The 15,347-nt window shown below is 67.4% G+C and carries 16 protein-coding genes and 1 tRNA gene; 11 read left to right on the top strand and 6 right to left on the bottom strand.

What is annotated here, in order from left to right:
* Positions 1-64 precede the first annotated feature (64 nt).
* The 3 genes from IEV99_RS21360 to IEV99_RS21350 form a co-directional block, all read right to left on the bottom strand.
* Positions 65-1,027: an HAD family hydrolase gene (locus IEV99_RS21360; RefSeq protein ID WP_244644032.1), complete on the bottom strand. Its 963-nt coding sequence runs from the start codon at positions 1,025-1,027 to the stop codon at positions 65-67.
* Between the two features lie 87 nt (positions 1,028-1,114).
* Entirely contained in the window at positions 1,115-1,327 is a 213-nt protein-coding gene (locus IEV99_RS21355; RefSeq protein WP_188519874.1) for a hypothetical protein, read from the bottom strand.
* Positions 1,328-1,531: 204 nt separating this feature from the next.
* Positions 1,532-3,196: an arylsulfatase gene (locus tag IEV99_RS21350; RefSeq protein WP_188519873.1), complete on the bottom strand. Its 1,665-nt coding sequence runs from the start codon at positions 3,194-3,196 to the stop codon at positions 1,532-1,534.
* Between the two features lie 178 nt (positions 3,197-3,374).
* Here IEV99_RS21350 and IEV99_RS21345 point away from each other — a divergent pair, with 178 nt between their 5' ends.
* Positions 3,375-4,319, top strand: coding sequence for a LysR family transcriptional regulator (locus tag IEV99_RS21345; protein WP_244644007.1), 945 nt, complete (start codon positions 3,375-3,377; stop codon positions 4,317-4,319).
* Positions 4,320-4,986: 667 nt separating this feature from the next.
* On the opposite strand, the gene IEV99_RS21340 is transcribed toward IEV99_RS21345, so the two are convergent.
* Positions 4,987-5,076, bottom strand: a tRNA-Ser gene (locus IEV99_RS21340).
* A 382-nt stretch (positions 5,077-5,458) separates the two neighbouring features.
* On the opposite strand from IEV99_RS21340, the gene rplU reads away from it, so the two are divergent.
* From rplU to IEV99_RS21305, 7 genes are all read left to right on the top strand, one after another.
* A complete protein-coding gene (gene rplU / locus IEV99_RS21335) occupies positions 5,459-5,863 on the top strand; it encodes a 50S ribosomal protein L21 (RefSeq protein ID WP_188519871.1) in 405 nt (134 codons plus the stop codon).
* A gap of 111 nt (positions 5,864-5,974) precedes the next feature.
* On the top strand, positions 5,975-6,241 hold the full coding sequence (gene rpmA / locus IEV99_RS21330) for a 50S ribosomal protein L27 (RefSeq protein ID WP_188519870.1): 267 nt from the start codon (positions 5,975-5,977) through the stop codon (positions 6,239-6,241).
* Positions 6,242-6,439: 198 nt separating this feature from the next.
* A complete protein-coding gene (locus IEV99_RS21325) occupies positions 6,440-7,081 on the top strand; it encodes a GNAT family N-acetyltransferase (protein ID WP_188519869.1) in 642 nt (213 codons plus the stop codon).
* Between the two features lie 120 nt (positions 7,082-7,201).
* Positions 7,202-7,750 (top strand): DUF3833 family protein, encoded by a 549-nt coding sequence (locus tag IEV99_RS21320; RefSeq protein WP_188519868.1) that lies wholly within the window; start codon positions 7,202-7,204, stop codon positions 7,748-7,750.
* Positions 7,751-7,848: 98 nt separating this feature from the next.
* On the top strand, positions 7,849-8,895 hold the full coding sequence (gene obgE, locus IEV99_RS21315; protein ID WP_188519867.1) for a GTPase ObgE: 1,047 nt from the start codon (positions 7,849-7,851) through the stop codon (positions 8,893-8,895).
* Complete coding sequence (gene proB / locus IEV99_RS21310; protein WP_188519866.1) at positions 8,892-10,055, top strand: glutamate 5-kinase; 1,164 nt, start codon at positions 8,892-8,894, stop codon at positions 10,053-10,055. The genes obgE and proB overlap by 4 nt, the downstream gene beginning before the upstream one ends.
* A 21-nt stretch (positions 10,056-10,076) precedes the next feature.
* The gene (locus IEV99_RS21305) at positions 10,077-11,372 is read left to right on the top strand and encodes a glutamate-5-semialdehyde dehydrogenase (RefSeq protein WP_371875826.1); all 1,296 of its coding nucleotides are present in this window, start codon (positions 10,077-10,079) and stop codon (positions 11,370-11,372) included.
* Positions 11,373-11,387: 15 nt separating this feature from the next.
* Here the strand turns inward: IEV99_RS21305 and eutC are convergent, their stop codons facing one another.
* Both eutC and IEV99_RS21295 read right to left on the bottom strand, forming a co-directional pair.
* Positions 11,388-12,176: an ethanolamine ammonia-lyase subunit EutC gene (gene eutC / locus IEV99_RS21300; RefSeq protein ID WP_188519864.1), complete on the bottom strand. Its 789-nt coding sequence runs from the start codon at positions 12,174-12,176 to the stop codon at positions 11,388-11,390.
* Positions 12,173-13,558 carry an ethanolamine ammonia-lyase subunit EutB gene (locus IEV99_RS21295; RefSeq protein WP_188519863.1) on the bottom strand — a complete coding sequence of 462 codons (1,386 nt, stop codon included), beginning with the start codon at positions 13,556-13,558 and terminating at the stop codon, positions 12,173-12,175. Before IEV99_RS21295 ends, eutC begins: the two co-directional genes overlap by 4 nt.
* Before the next feature lie 110 nt (positions 13,559-13,668).
* Between IEV99_RS21295 and IEV99_RS21290 the strand changes: the two genes are divergently transcribed.
* The 3 genes from IEV99_RS21290 (at position 13,669) to rlmH (ending at position 15,336) form a co-directional block, all read left to right on the top strand.
* On the top strand, positions 13,669-14,316 hold the full coding sequence (locus IEV99_RS21290) for a nicotinate-nucleotide adenylyltransferase (protein ID WP_188519862.1): 648 nt from the start codon (positions 13,669-13,671) through the stop codon (positions 14,314-14,316).
* A gap of 102 nt (positions 14,317-14,418) precedes the next feature.
* Entirely contained in the window at positions 14,419-14,826 is a 408-nt protein-coding gene (gene rsfS, locus IEV99_RS21285) for a ribosome silencing factor (RefSeq protein WP_188519861.1), read from the top strand.
* 21 nt (positions 14,827-14,847) lie between these two features.
* Positions 14,848-15,336 (top strand): 23S rRNA (pseudouridine(1915)-N(3))-methyltransferase RlmH, encoded by a 489-nt coding sequence (gene rlmH / locus IEV99_RS21280; protein WP_188519860.1) that lies wholly within the window; start codon positions 14,848-14,850, stop codon positions 15,334-15,336.
* Positions 15,337-15,347: the final 11 nt, after the last annotated feature.

The raw sequence follows: 15,347 nt of genomic DNA, 5'->3' as shown, positions 1-15,347 counted from the left end.
CCAACTTGACGAGCCCGCGAAGGCGCTGTGGACCGGTTCCCGCGGAGGCGGGCGACGACGGGCATCACCTGTCGAAGGCGAAAACCTGCTTCCAGTCGTCCTTCATGTTGACAATGGACCAGCCGTTGCCAGGAGCGGCATCCAGCGCTTTGTCGAGCCGCCCGAACTCCGAATCGCGGTCATAGGCGAATTCGCGGGCGGCGTCCGTGTGGTGGATCAGGACGCCTAGGCTGCGGCGGCCGGCGAGCGTCGTCCATTGCAGCATCTGGAGGTCCCCGTCGGAGTTGCCGAAGGCGGCGACGGGGCGCTGGCCGATGTGGGCGTTTATGCCCACCGGCTTGCCCGGGCCGTCATCGATGAAGTCGATTTCGGGCAGCCTGAACAGCTCGGGCCGGCCGTCGCGCATCTCGAACCTCGTTTTGATGCTGGAGCCGATGACCTGCCCCGGCGGCACGCCGTAGACCCGCTCGGTCCATGGCCGCATGAACTCGACCCCGCCGCCGGAGACGATAAACGTGCGGAAGCCGTTGGCGCGTAGGTAGGCCATGACCTCCAGCATCGGCTGGTAGGCGAGGTCTGTGTAAGGCCGGCCGAAATGCGGATGTCGGGCGCTTGCCAGCCAGCGTTCCACGATCCCGGTGAAATCGCTTGCTGTCATGCCCGCATGAGCAGCCATAACCAACTCGACGAGACCGCGCTCGCCAGCTTCCGCCAACGCCTTCAGGTCGCCGTCGAGCACCGCCTTGAAGGGCTGGCGGTTTTTCCAGGCGGGGTTAAGCGGCGCCAGAGCTCTCACCCGGTCCAGGGCGAAGGCGAGCTGGCCGTACATCGGCTGCTCCGGCCACAGCGTGCCGTCATTGTCGAACACGGCGATCCGCTGGTCGGGGGGCACGAAGTCCGGCGTTCCGGGTGTGGTCGCGGCTGCGACGAAGGCGAGGATCGCGCGCCTCGCGGCGCCGTCGTTCCACAACGGCAGGGGATCGGACTGCGCCAGGGCCGGTGAGCCGAGCAGCGGCCCCCCAAGCATGGCCAGGCTGAGGGCCCCCTGGCCGATGGCGCGACGCGTGATGTTGTGCATGGTGCGCTCCCTTCCGCGTTCGAGGCGGCGCCGGGGCTACTCGGCTCCGACTCCGCGCGCCAACGCCTCGCCCTGTTGCCGCTGCTGGGCGGTGAGCGGATAAAGGCTCTGGCATTCCTGGTAGTAGAAGCTCCCCGCCGCTCGGTTGCCGGGGTCCGCGCAGATTTGCTGCAGCTGGGCCATCCGATCCCCCTGGGTCTGGCACCCGGCCAGGAGCACGGCGAAGGCGAGGAGAGCGATAGTCTTCATGGGGATGCTCCGGTCCGTGCTGTGGTGGTCAGTAGGCCCAGGGATCGGGGCCCTAGGCGCCGAAGTCGAAGGCGTTTTGGTCCGTGGGAACCGTGATCTGCTGCTTATTGCGAGGATTCTGGTAAGGGTCTGGTCCTTGGTCGGAGGGCGCGGCGTTCACGCAGAGAGACGGAAGCGCGGACCTCCGTGGGCCCGCGCCGGTCGTCAGTTGCCCGTGGGCAGGGGAATGCGGACGCCTTCCTTGGCGAGCTGCTCGCGCACCCACTGGAACTTCTCGTACTTCGAGATCTCCACCGGGCCGTCGTAGCCCATGCTCTGGAGCTTGCGCGGCGGGTACTTCACGTAGGTCTCCATCAGCTTCTTGATCTCGGCGCTGATGGTCACCATCGTCCAGGTGCGCTCCGTGTAGTTGTTCATGAAGATGTCGTAGCGCTCCTGCGGGTCCTGCCAGAGGTCAAAGACCTGGGGCACGATCGCGACGTACTTCTCCGGGCCTTTCCAGCCGAGGTTGGTGTCGACAGCCATGCCGCCGGTGGCCACGCCGTTGTCGCCGCGCAGATTGAACACCGCCTTGTAGTGGCCCACGCGCGTTGCGCCGGGGGTCAGTTCGTTCTCGGTGAAATAGAACCAGTTGTTGCGGGCCGACTTGCCGGCGCCGGTGAGCAGCGGCGTCATGTCGTAGCTATCGAAGACGATCGGCTGGCCCTCGCGGTCCTTCTCGGGCAGCTTGATGCCGGCGACGTTAGCGAAGGTGGCCATCAGGTCGAGGCCGCCGACGATGTCGTGGTTCCTGAGCTGCGGTTTGATCTTGCCGGGCCACACGGCAATGGCGGGCACGCGGTTGCCGCCCTCGCGCACGGTGCCCTTGGTGCCACGGAACGGGGTGTAGCCCGCGTCCGGATACACGTCCTGCCAGGCGCCGTTGTCGGTGGTGTAGAACACCAGCGTGTTCTTATCCATGCCGGTGGCGCGCAGCTTTTCCATGATGCGGCCGATGCGCGTGTCGAGTTCGACGACGCTGTCGGCGTATTTTGTCTTGTTGAGCGACTTGTTCTCGAACTCGGGAGCCGGCAGGTTGGGCTGGTGAACCTTCATGAAGTTCACGTTGATGTAAAACGGCTGGTTCGGAGTCTTTGCGGCGTCGTCGAGAAACTCGATGGCGGCTTTCTCCACATAGCTGTCGAAGTGGGGGATGCCCACCACCCCCGGTTTGCCGTCGATCGCCGGCGTGTTGACGTACTGGCCGTTGATCTTGAACTCCTCCACCGGCGTCTCTCCGGCCTTGCCCGACAGTGCGCCCTTTGTGACACGGTTGAACATGGCCCGCAGTTCCGGATCCATGTCGGGGAACCAGGTCGGATCGCCATAGGTGTAGGCGTTTAGGTGGTAGAGCCCGGCGTACTTCATCACGTCGTAGCCCTGGGCGGTCGGCAGTGCATAGTCGGCCTCGCCGAGGTGCCACTTGCCCGTGAAGTAGGTCTTGTAGCCGCCCTGTTTAAGCACGGATGCGAGCGTCCACTCGGCCGCCGGCAGGCCGCCGCCCTCGCCCTGGAAGGCCACGGTTGTCATGCCGCTGCGGTTGGGAATGCGACCCGTTTGCATCGCGGCACGGCCTGGGGTGCAACTCGGCTGAGCGTAGAAGGAGAAGAAGGTCATGCCTTCGCTCGCGAGACGGTCAATGCTGGGCGTTGGCATCCCGCGGCCCTCGCCGCCCCCGTAGGGACCGAGGTCGCCATAGCCTGTGTCATCGGAGACGATAAAGAGAATGTTGGGCTTTTGCGGCTGCTGGGCGTTTGCCGAAGCGGCAATGCCGATCAGCAGGAGGCTTGTGGCGATAGACGCCGAGGGCCTGGCGACGAAACGATACATGGTGACCTCCCAATGAGAGGGGGGTTAGCCCCTAATGGCAGATCGGGGGATATCGCGCTCCCCTCAGGCCGGGGGTCGGGAGCACCGAAACCTTCGCCGCCAGAGGCCATAGCGGTCAATAAGTAGTTATAATAAAATCAGCCTGAGCGATTACCGTCGGTGATCCGGTTATAACACGATGTCATTAACATCCCTCAGGGACGTCGAGCTCGTCCGAGCCTTGGCCGAGCACCGACCCTTCGGTCGAGCCGCTTCGGTGCTTGGAATAACCCAGCCAGCGGTATCGCGGGCGCTGGCCCTGCTTGAATCCGATGTCGGCGAATTGTTGTTCGATCGCGGGACGATGCTGCCGACCGCTTTCGGTAAGATCGTGCTCAAACACGGGGCACAGGTGGTCAACAGCTTTTCGGATCTCTCGCGGGAGATCACCCTGCTTAAGGGGCTCGAGGTTGGCGAGCTGGTCGTCGCCATGGGGCCCTATCCTGCAGCCATATCGGGGCAAGCGGCCGCAGCCTTGCTATCGAACGAGCACCCGCGGCTCTCGATCGATCTGCGCGTCATGAACTGGGTGGATGCTGTTGAAGCGGCCAAAGGAGGCCACGTCGACCTCGCATTTGCCGACCTGAGCGAAGCGGAAGGCTCAGCAGATCTCGACGTAAGGCCAGTTCGCCGGGGCGCGGTCACGTTTTTTTGCCGGGCAGGCCATCCGCTGCCCTCCCGACCGGGCCTTACGCTCTCCGATTGCTTGGACTTCCCCTGGGTCGGCCCGGTTGTCCCCGGCAGGGTCGGACGAAGCCTTCCCGCAGCTGACAAGCCCTACGGATGCTTCGACCCCGTTAATCAACGATTCGAGCCACGGATCGTGACGGAAACGTTCCAGGCCATGACAGAGATGGCTATGGCCAGCGACGCGCTTGCCGCAGCTCTGCCGTTTATGGTTGCGGCCGAGATTTCAACCGGCAGGCTGGCGCCTCTTATCAAGGCGCCGTTCCTCACCCTTAACTACGGCTTCATATGGCGCAAGGCTCGGACACTGTCCCCGGCGACGAGAGCCTACATGGACGCCGTGCTGAAGATCGAAAGCCAGCTACCCCCGCAACCGATTGACGAAATCGAGATCTGACACCTTCGTTTCTCACGATGGAATGCGATTAGCAGCGAAATGGAACGAATGCGTCTGGTGTCGCAAGGCCGATAAAAAACTTCGTGTTCGCTCAGTGAATTCCAGACGTTTTCACCATCTCCGGCCATCTGCAGACATCTCGCCAAGATTTACGCCATCGAATGGAGGCCCGAGTGCGAGTGGCGGAACTCTCTGAGCGGTCCAATAGGACTTTAAGTATTCCGAAGTCGAACCAACGGTCCGGACCGACCACCGAAACTGCGGCGAGCCGCCCAACGCCCCCACCGGCGGTTTAGGCCTTTGCTCATGATGCTCAATGTGTGGACGCGCGAGCAATTCGGGTTCGTCCAAACAAGCAGGAATGATCATCCCTTGTCTCGAAAACGGTTTGCGGCCTGTACTACTTGGGGAGCAATGTCTTCGAACCCCGGATCGTCGAGAAAGTAGCCTACCGCAAGCCGATGGATTTCGTCGGCCGAAACCATCGCGTCCTCCGCTGCGATCGCGCCAAGGCACTGCCTATTTTGGCGTTGAAGTTAATTTCCAACTGCGGTGCAGCAATGACGGCTTGCGCCGACGCACGGGACACGAGGGTTATTCAACCCAATATAAGTCTACGGTGACGCGATAGAGAAACTTCAGCGACATTAATAGCTTGCAGGGGCAGTGGCGGAGAGGGGGAGATTCGAACTCCCGATGGGCTTGCACCCATGCCGCATTTCGAGTGCGGTGCATTCAACCACTCTGCCACCTCTCCGCAGAGGTCCGGGCGAAACCGGCGGCGTTCGGGGCGTGGTTGGCGATCCCGGACGCGGCTCGGTGGGCAGTCGTGGTGGACTGGCCCGGTCGAGCGTGGGCGTTCTACACAGCCGTCGTCGGCATGGCAAGGGCGTTCGGCGCGCGCTGCGGGAGGCGTGTTCGCGCCGGGATGAGCCCGGCGGCGATTGACACGCAAGCCGGCCGCCTGTAGGCAAACCGCTTCGCGCGCAGCCCGCAAGGCTTGCGCGCGGCTTCGTGCTGGCGCGGGACCTGGCTGAAAGGCTGTTCTCGCCGGCGCATGATCCACGCCGGATCACAACTGCAAAGAAGACGGCCGTTCGCACACGCGGACAGAGCCGGATGAACACGAGGACAAAACGATGTTCGCAGTCATCAAGACCGGCGGCAAACAATACAAGGTTGCCGCCAACGACGTTATCACGATCGAGAAGCTCGCCCTTGAGGCCGGCCAGGCCGTTTCGTTTGATCAGGTTCTCATGGTCGACGGCGAGGTCGGCGCGCCGACCGTCGCGGGCGCGTCCGTGGCGGGCGAAGTGGTCGAGCAGACCCGCGGCCCCAAGGTGATCTCGTTCAAGAAGCGCCGTCGCCAGAACTCCAAGCGCAAGCGCGGCCATCGCCAGGACCTCACGGTCGTGCGGATCACCGAGATCCTGCTCGGCGGAGCCAAGCCGACCGCGAAGGCGGACGCCGGCGAGGAGAAGCCCAAGCGCGCTCCCCGGGCCAAAAAGGCCGAGGGCGAAGCCGCCGAGGCGGCGCAGGCCTGAGCGTAGGCTAGGGCCGCCAAGCCCGCCTCTCACGAGATCGTCGGGTCCTGCAGGACCTGACGCATCGGAATTTTTCGGGTATAAAGCCCGCAACGGTTACGGAGCACCATCATGGCTCACAAAAAAGCAGGCGGTTCCTCGCGCAACGGGCGCGACTCGGCTGGCCGCCGCCTTGGCGTGAAGAAGTTCGGCGGCGAGCGCGTCATTCCCGGCAACATCATTATGCGTCAGCGCGGCACGAAAGTGCATCCCGGCGCGAATGTCGGCATGGGCAAAGACCATACGCTCTTCGCCATGTCGGCCGGCACGGTCGAGTTCCAGGCCAAAGCCAACGACCGGATGTTCGTGGTCGTACGAGCCCAAGAAGCAGCAGAATGACGGCGTAGGTCGAGACGAAGGACCTCCGCCGGATCCCACGAGACCCGGCGGATTTCCAAAGTCGCGACAGCGAGCCGAAATCCGAGAGTGCCAGGAGAGATCCTGGGATTTGACCGGGGGGAGTGGGACAACCGCTCCCCCTTCGTCGTATCCGGGTCACGATTCAGCGTGACTCTCACTCGGACCGGAGGCTCGGTCATGTTCCCAGAGATCACCCGCGACGACGTTTTCAGGCTCGAAACGCGCCGCCTTTGGCTGCGCTGGCCACGGGCGAACGATGCGCAAGCCGTAGCCCGAATCGCCGCCCGCAAAGAGGTGGCGGACATGACGGCCAATATCGCGCATCCCTACCCGGCCGGCGCGGCCGACGCCTGGATCCTGGACGCCCGGACCCGCAACACGGCCGGAACGCAGCTCGGGCTCGTCGCCACCCTCAACCGGGGCGGGCGCGACGTGATCGGCTTCGTGTCGGCGAAGTGGGAGCCGGACGGCAGCGTGGTGCTGGGCTACGCCTACGGGGTGGAGCACTGGGGCAAGGGGTTCGCCACCGAGGCGCTTCAGCCGGTGGTCGACGCCGTGTTCACGCTCACGGACGCCGAGGCGGTGACCGCCCAGGCGCGCGTCATCAATCCGGCCTCGCAGCGGGTGCTCCGCAAGGCGGGCTTCTCGTATGAGAGCTCCGGCCTCGTCGAGATGAAGGCGCGCGGCGGGTTGTTCCCGGTGGACCGGTTCCGGCTCGACCGCAAGGTCTGGCGCAGCCTGAAGGGCTGGGGCGAGCCCCGGTTCCGGCAGGCGGACCCGGAAACGCGCGGCGTGCTGGAAGGCGCGACCTGCGCGTAGAAAGCGCGTCCGATCGCAGCGCTCCCGGCGGCCGACCGGGAGCGTTTCGCCGCGGTCGTGGTCCGAAGCGGCGGCAGGGCCGTATTGGCTGCGGGGGCTGAGATCAGCCTGGAGTTCCGCATGACCCGCATCGCCGCCGCCTTGCTCGCCGCCATCTTCGTCGCCCCGCTCCCCGCCGGCGCAGCGCACGCACGCCCGATGCGGGATGTAAGCGCGCAGAAGCTCGTGCTCGAAGACTTCTTCCGCGGGCCTCTCACCGCCCAGGGCGTGTTTCGCAACACGCGGGACGGGACGCAGCGCGGGCTGAAAGTGCGGATGAACGGCCGCTGGGACGGCCGCACGCTGACGCTGCGCGAGAACTTCGTGTACTCGGACGGCGAGCGCGACGTGAAGACATGGCGTTTCACCAAGACGGGCGAAGGGACCTATGTGGGAACACGCGAAGACGTCATCGGAACGGCCGACATTCGACAGGATGGCGACGCGGTTCGGCTCGCCTATACGGCGCGCGTGAAGACGCAGGGCGGCTCGTCCTATAACATCCGCTTCGCCGACCTCCTGCGCAAGACCGGTCCGCGCGACGTGCTGAACACCGCCGACCTGTCGTTCCTGTTCTTTACGGTCGGAACGGTGGAGCTTCACATCCGCAAGGGGCGTGCGTTTCGCTGAAGCGGCGTCGTTGATTCTGATTGCCTGATTGAGGTTGCGAGGGCTGCCGCACCCGCTTCGACATTGCTCCCGGGGCTGCCCTCCGGTATCGAAGCGCTATGAAATTTCTCGATCAGGCCAAGGTCTATATTCGCTCCGGCAACGGCGGCGCCGGGTGCGTCTCGTTCCGGCGCGAAAAGTTCATTGAGTTCGGCGGGCCGGATGGCGGCGACGGCGGCAAAGGCGGCGACGTTTGGGTGGAGTGCGTCGAGGGGCTGAACACGCTCATCGACTACCGCTTCCAGCAGCATTTCAAGGCGCAGTCCGGCGTTCATGGCATGGGTAAGAACCGCGCGGGCGCCAAGGGCTCGGACGTGGTGCTCAAGGTTCCGAAAGGCACGCAGGTGCTCGACGAGGATGGCGAAACGCTGATCGCCGACCTCACTGAGATCGGCCAGCGCGTCCGCCTCGCCAAGGGCGGCAATGGCGGCTTTGGCAACGCCTATTTCACGACCTCCACCAACCGCGCGCCGCGCCGGGCCAATCCGGGCCAGGACGGCGAGGAGCGCACCATCTGGCTGCGGCTGAAACTGATCGCGGACGCTGGACTCGTCGGGCTGCCGAACGCCGGCAAGTCGACCTTCTTGGCGACCGTGACGTCCGCCAAGCCCAAGATCGCCGATTACCCCTTCACAACGCTGCATCCGGGCCTCGGCGTGGTGGGCGTGCACGGGCGCGAGTTCGTCCTGGCGGATATTCCCGGCCTGATCGAGGGCGCACATGAGGGACTGGGGCTGGGCGACCGGTTCCTCGGCCATGTGGAGCGCTGCCAGGTGCTGCTGCATCTCGTCGACGGCACGGGCGAACATGCGGGGCAGAGCTACAAGGTGATCCGCGGCGAGCTATCGGCCTATGGCGGCGGGCTGGACGAGAAGCCCGAGATCGTGGCCCTGACCAAGATCGACGCGCTCACGACCGAGCAGATCAAGGAGCAGAAGGCTCGGCTCAAGCGGGCCGCCAAGCGCGAGCCCATGCTGCTGTCGGCCGCGACCGGACAGGGCGTCTCCGAGGTGCTGGACGCTCTGCTGCGCATCATTGATGAGGCGCGGGCGAGCGAGGCCGAGCGCGAAACCACTGTGGTGAAGAACGCGGAGTGGCGGCCGTGAGCAGCGCGCTGGTCCAGGACGGGGAGAGCGGCGCCCCGGCGTTGCCCCGGTTGGACCAGTTCCGCCGGGTCGTGGTGAAGGTGGGCTCGTCGCTGCTGGTGGACCAGGAGCGCGGACGACTGAAGCATGCCTGGCTGGCCGCGCTGGCCGAGGACATCGGCCAGCTGCATGCGCGCGGAACGGACGTGCTGGTGGTGTCGTCCGGCGCGATCGCGCTCGGCCGCGGCGTGCTGAAGCTGGCGCGCGGACCCCTGCGGCTGGAGGAAAGCCAGGCGGCGGCGGCCGTCGGCCAGATCGCGCTGGCGCGAAGCTGGGCCGAGGCGCTGGGGCATCAGGGACTCACCACGGCGCAGATCCTCGTGACGCTGGGCGACACCGAAGAGCGGCGCCGCTATCTTAACGCCCGGGCAACGCTCGGGCGGTTGATGGAATTGCGCGCCGTTCCGGTCGTGAACGAGAACGACACGGTGGCGACCACCGAAATTCGCTACGGCGACAACGATCGACTGGCGGCGCGCGTCGCCACCATGGCGGGGGCGGACCTGCTGGTGCTCCTGTCGGACATCGACGGGCTCTACACGGCGCCGCCGCAGACTGATCCGGACGCGCGGCTTATCCCGGTGGTGCCCCGCATCACGGCCGAGATCGAGGCGATGGCGGGCGGCGCGGCCTCGGAGTTCTCGCGCGGCGGCATGCGCACCAAGGTCGAGGCCGCCAAGATCGCGACGGCCGGCGGGGCCGCGATGCTGATCGCGAATGGCCGCGTCAAGAACCCGCTCGGCGCCATAGCGGCCGGCGGGCGCTGCACGTGGTTCCTCACCGCGTCGAACCCTGTTGCGGCGCGCAAGAAATGGATCGCGGGCTCGCTGGAGGCGCGCGGCGTGCTGCATCTCGACGAGGGCGCGGCCCGGGCGATCCGGCAGGGCAAGAGCCTGCTGCCGGCCGGGGTGGCGCGCGTGGAAGGCGAGTTCTCGCGGGGCGACGCCATTGTGATGCGCGGCCCGGACGGCGGCGAGATCGGCCGCGGGCTGGCGGCCTACGACGCCGGCCATGCAGCCGCGATCGCGGGACGCTCCTCGCGCGACATCGAGGCCATTCTGGGCTATGCGGGCCGGGCCGAAATGGTGCACCGGGACGACATGGCGTTGGCCGTCGAGTAAGCGGCTTCGGAGTTCAACATGCTGCAGAGCATCCGCAAGGCCGAGGATCAGGCAGCCGCCGACGTGGCGGCGTTGATGGCCGATGTCGGGCGGCGCGCCCGCGCGGCCGCGCGCAGACTGGCGACATGCTCCCCGCAGCTGAAGAACGACGCGCTTCTCGCCGGCGCGGCGGCGCTGCGGGCGGATTCGGCGGCCATCCTGGCCGCCAATGCGCTGGACGTCGCGGACGCGCAGGCGCGGGGGACCAAGGGCTCGTTCATCGACCGGCTTGTGCTTGATCCGACCCGCCTGGAGGCCATCGCGGTCGCCGTGGAGGAGATCGCCGCGCTGGCTGACCCGGTCGGGCGCGTGCTGGCGCGGTGGGAGCGGCCGAACGGCCTCCGGTTCGAGCGCGTCGCGACGCCGCTGGGCGTGATCGGGGTGATCTTCGAGAGCCGCCCCAACGTCACGGCGGACGCCGGGGCGCTGTGCGTGAAGGCCGGCAACGCCGCCATCCTGCGCTGCGGCTCGGAGAGCCTGCGGACCTCCGGCGCGATCGCGACGGCGCTGCGGCAGGGACTGGCGCGGGCGGGCCTGCCCGAGGACTCCATCCAGCTCGTGCCGACGGCCGATCGCGCGGCGGTCGGCCTGATGCTGGCGGGTCTCGACGGCAACGTGGACGTGATCGTGCCGCGCGGCGGCAAGAGCCTGGTGGCGCGCGTGCAGAGCGAGGCGCGGGTGCCGGTGTTCGCGCATCTGGAGGGGATCTGCCACGTCTTCGTGCACGCGGCCGCGGATCTCGACATGGCGCGCACCATCGTGCTCAACGCCAAGCTGCGGCGCACCGGCGTTTGCGGCTCGGCCGAGACGCTGCTGGTGGACCGCGCCTGCGCGGAAACACATCTGCGGCCGCTCGTGACGGCGCTGCTGGACGCCGGCTGCGCGGTGCGGGGCGACGCGGCCACGCAGGCGGCTGATCCGCGCGTGACGCCCGCGACCGAGGAGGATTGGCGCACGGAATATCTCGACGCCATCATCGCCGTGCGGGTGGTGGACGGGCTCGAGGACGCGATCCAGCACATCGAGACGCATGGGTCGCACCACACGGATTCGATCGTCACGGCCGACGAGGCCGCGGCGGCGCGGTTCCTGGCCGAGGTGGACTCGGCCATCGTGCTGCACAACGCCTCGACGCAGTTCGCGGATGGCGGCGAGTTCGGCTTCGGGGCCGAGATCGGCATCGCGACCGGCCGCATGCATGCACGCGGGCCGGTGGGGGTGGAGCAGTTGACGAGCTTCAAGTACCAGGTGCGCGGGACGGGCCAGACGCGGCCGTGATGCTGGCCGGCTGCGTCAGGCTGGGCCGATACGCTCCTTCGCGGGCTGAGCGGTGAGCGCCGGCCCGCTCTCGTCTTTGAGGTCCACGCCGGTGAGCCCGCGACGCAGCGCTTCGCTGATGAGCCAGGCCGCCTTGTGGGCCGCCTCCGCGTAGGCGAGACCGGCGGTTCGGATGTTCGAAATGCAGTTTCGCTCGGCGTCGTGGCGCCCGGGCCGGGGCGCGAAAGTGAGGTAGAGCCCAAGGCTGTCGGGCGACGACAGGCCCGGGCGTTCGCCGATTAGCACCGCGACCGCGCGTGCGCCGAGCAGGGCCCCGACCTCGTCGCCGAGCGCCACGCGGGCCTCCCGCGCCAGAACGGCGGGGCCCACCCGCAGACCGGCGCGCGCCAGCAAGGGGAGCAGCGCCTGGATGAACGGGACGGCGTGCTCGTGCACGGCCCTGGCCGAGAGCCCGTCCGCGACCACGAATGCGAGGTCCGGGCCCGTGGCGCCCGCTTGGCTCAGGAGGTCTCGCGATTCTCCGGACAACGTGCGGCCGAGGTCCGGCCGGCGCAGGTAGACGTCGCGCGACGCGGCCGCGCTTTGCACCTCGATGACGTCCAGATCGAGCGCCGTGAGCGCCGCCGCGATGGGCGCAGGGTCGAAGGCGGTGTGGACGGCGTCGCGGGCCTGCGCGTGCGCGAGGGCGAAGCGCAGCACCTCGTCGGTGCCGAGGCTGGCGCCGGCGCGGGCGAGGCCGATGCGCGCCGGGGTGAGGCGGCGCAGCGCCTGCATGAGTTCGGCGGGCGAGAGCTCCCGGCTCACGCCGCGATCTCGCGCGCGCCGGCCAGCAGCGGCGTGCCGACTCCGTCGAGAAGGCGGCCGTCGTCGCCGACAAGCCGCATGCGGGCGAGCCAGGCTTCGAACTCGGGCGCGCGCTTTAGCCCGAAGAGTTCGCGGACATAAAGCGCGTCGTGGAACGAGGTGGACTGGTAGTTCAACATCACGTCATCGGCGCCCGGCACGCCCATCACGTAGGTAATGCCGGCGGCTGCCAGCAGCGTCAGCAGCGTGTCCATATCGTCCTGGTCGGCTTCGGCGTGGTTGGTGTAGCAAACGTCTACGCCCAGCGGCAGGCCCATGATCTTGCCGCAGAAATGATCCTCCAGCCCGGCCCGGATGATCTCCTTGCCGTCATTAAGGTATTCGGGGCCGATGAAGCCCACCACGCTGTTGACCAGCAACGGATCGAAGGCGCGCGCGACCGCGTAGGCGCGGGCCTCGCAGGTCTGCTGGTCGACGCCGTGATGCGCGCCGGCGGACAACGCTGAGCCCTGTCCGGTTTCGAAATACATGACGTTGCGGCCCACCGTGCCGCGGTTCAGCGACAGCGCCGCGTCCCGGGCCTCCCGCAGCATCGGGAGTTCGACCCCGAATGAGCGGTTCGCCGCCTGCGTGCCGGCCACGGACTGGAACACGAGGTCGACGGGCGCGCCGCGGCGGATCAGCTCCAGCGTGGTGGTGACATGGGTGAGGACGCAGGACTGCGTCGGGATGTCGAAACGTTCGATGATTTCATCGAGCAGGCGCATGAGGTCGCCGATCACCGCGACGTTGTCGCTGGCCGGGTTGATGCCGATGCAGGCGTCGCCCGCGCCCAGCAGCAGCCCGTCCAGCACCGAGGCGGCCACGCCTTTCGGATCGTCCGTGGGGTGGTTGGGCTGCAGCCGCACCGCCATTGTTCCAGGCAGCCCGATGGTATTGCGCAGCGCCGTGACCACCCGGCATTTGCGGGCGACCAGGATGAGATCCTGGTTGCGCATGAGCTTGCATACGGCCGCCGCCATTTCGGGCGTGATCCCCCGGGCGACGCCGGCCAGCGCTTCGCCCGTGGCGGCTTCCGAGAGGAGCCAGTTCCGGAACTCGCCGACGGTGAGCGACGCGATCGGCGCGAAGGCGGCTTGGTCGTGCGTGTCGATGATGAGCCGCGTGACGTCGTCATCTTCGTAGGGAATCAGCGGCTCGGCCAGGATCTGCTTCAAGGGTAAGTCCGCGAGCGCCATGCGGGCGGCGACGCTTTCCTCGGCGCTGCCGGCCGCGACTCCGGCCAGCCGGTCCCCGGCGCGCGGCGGGGTCGCCTTGGCCATGAGGTCTTTGAGGTCGCCAAAAACCCAGGAATGGACGCCGATGGTGGTGCGGTACGGCATGGGGCCTCGCGTTCCGGTCGACTATGCGGGCAGGTTTTTCGCCCCGCAAGCATGCGGCTCGCCGGGTGCTCGCCTTGCGCGGCGGCGGCGTAGTCCCCATGGTCCGGCGGATGCCCGCCGACGCCTTCTTCCCCGCTTCGCCCGTCCCGACCCTGCCGCGCCTCGCGCCCGGCATGCGGATCGGGCTGCTCGGCGGCAGCTTCAACCCGCCGCATGGCGGGCACATGCTGGTCAGCGAAACGGCGCTGCGGCGGCTCGGGCTGGATCGCGTGTGGTGGATCGTGACGCCCGGCAACCCGCTGAAGAACAATGCGGGTCTTCCCTCGTTGGCGCACAGGATCGCGCAGGCGCGGGCCCTGGCGCGGGATCCGCGCATCGACGTCACGGGGTTCGAGGCCGCGATCGGGACGCCCTACACGTTCGAGACGCTCGCTTATCTGCGGCGGCGCTGCCCCGGCGCGCAGTTCGTCTGGCTGATGGGCGGCGACAATCTGGCGAGTTTCCATCGCTGGCGGCGGTGGCGCGACATCGCGCGGATGATGCCGTTCGCCGTGATCGACCGACCGGGCTCCACCCTGCGGGCGACGCGCTCCATCGCGGCGATCGCGCTGGCGGACAGGCGGATGGACGAAGCCGACGCCGTGCTGCTGCCCGGCTCGCCGACGCCCGCCTGGGCATTTCTACATGGGCGACGCTCGCCGCTCTCCTCCACGGCGCTGCGGGCGGCAAGGGCCGAAAAACCCGTCCGGAAGATCTAAAAGGTTCTCCCCGCGTCATCGTTGGAACTTTGGCCCAGTTCGACTATATTGAGATCAAGCGCGCAACTGGCGCGCGATCCGCAAGAGGGTCGACCGCTGACAATGACCACCACGCGCGAAGTCGAAACGACTTCGCACCTCGCCGCGACCGGCTCGGTCGAGCCGCACGACGACGCGACGCTCCCGCTGGTCCTCGGGCTCCTGGACGACGCCAAGGCCGAGGAAACGGTCTCCATAGACCTGACGGGAAAAACATCTCTCGCAGACAGCATGATCGTGACCTCCGGGCGCTCCAACAGGCATGTTGGGGCGATCGCCGATCGCGTCATCGAGGGATTGAAAGAACGCGGCCGCAAGGACGTGCGGGTCGAAGGCCTGCCGCATTGCGACTGGGTGCTGATCGACGCCGGCGACGTGATTGTTCACGTGTTTCGGCCGGAGGTTCGGCACTTCTACAACCTCGAGAAGATGTGGGGCGGCGACCGTCCCGCGGAGCGCGCGGTCTCCTGACCTCATCACCGGGCTGACGCGATGCGCATCGCCGTGATCGCGGTCGGCCGCCTCAAGGACGGCCCGGAGCGGGAGCTCGTCGCACGTTACGACGAGCGCGCGCGCGCTTCGGGGCGCACGCTCGGCTTCACCGGCTTCGAGGCGTTCGAACTCGCCGAAAGCCGCGCCTCCCGTCCCGCCGACCGCAAGGCCGAGGAAGCGGCGGCGATCCGTAGCCGCCTCGCGGGCCTTGGCGATCCAGCCGTGATCGCTCTCGACGAACGAGGCGCAAACCCGACCAGCGAAGCCTTTGCTCAATCGCTCGCCTCCCGACGGGACGCGGGCCTGCGAAGCCTCGCGCTGCTGATCGGCGGCGCCGACGGACTCGATCCTGCCTTGGCAGCCCAGGCCCAGGAGCGGGTTTCGTTTGGGCGCATGACGCTGCCGCACCAGCTGGTGCGCGTTCTGGCGGCGGAGCAGCTCTATCGGGCCATGACGATCCTGTCGGGCCATCCCTACCATCGGGCCTGACGCTCACGAGG

This window comes from Alsobacter metallidurans (assembly GCF_014636935.1).
Taxonomy (GTDB): Bacteria; Pseudomonadota; Alphaproteobacteria; order Rhizobiales; family Beijerinckiaceae; genus Alsobacter; species Alsobacter metallidurans.
The sequence above is the reverse complement of the archived record's forward strand: the minus strand, read 5'-3'. Positions and strand labels throughout refer to the sequence as shown.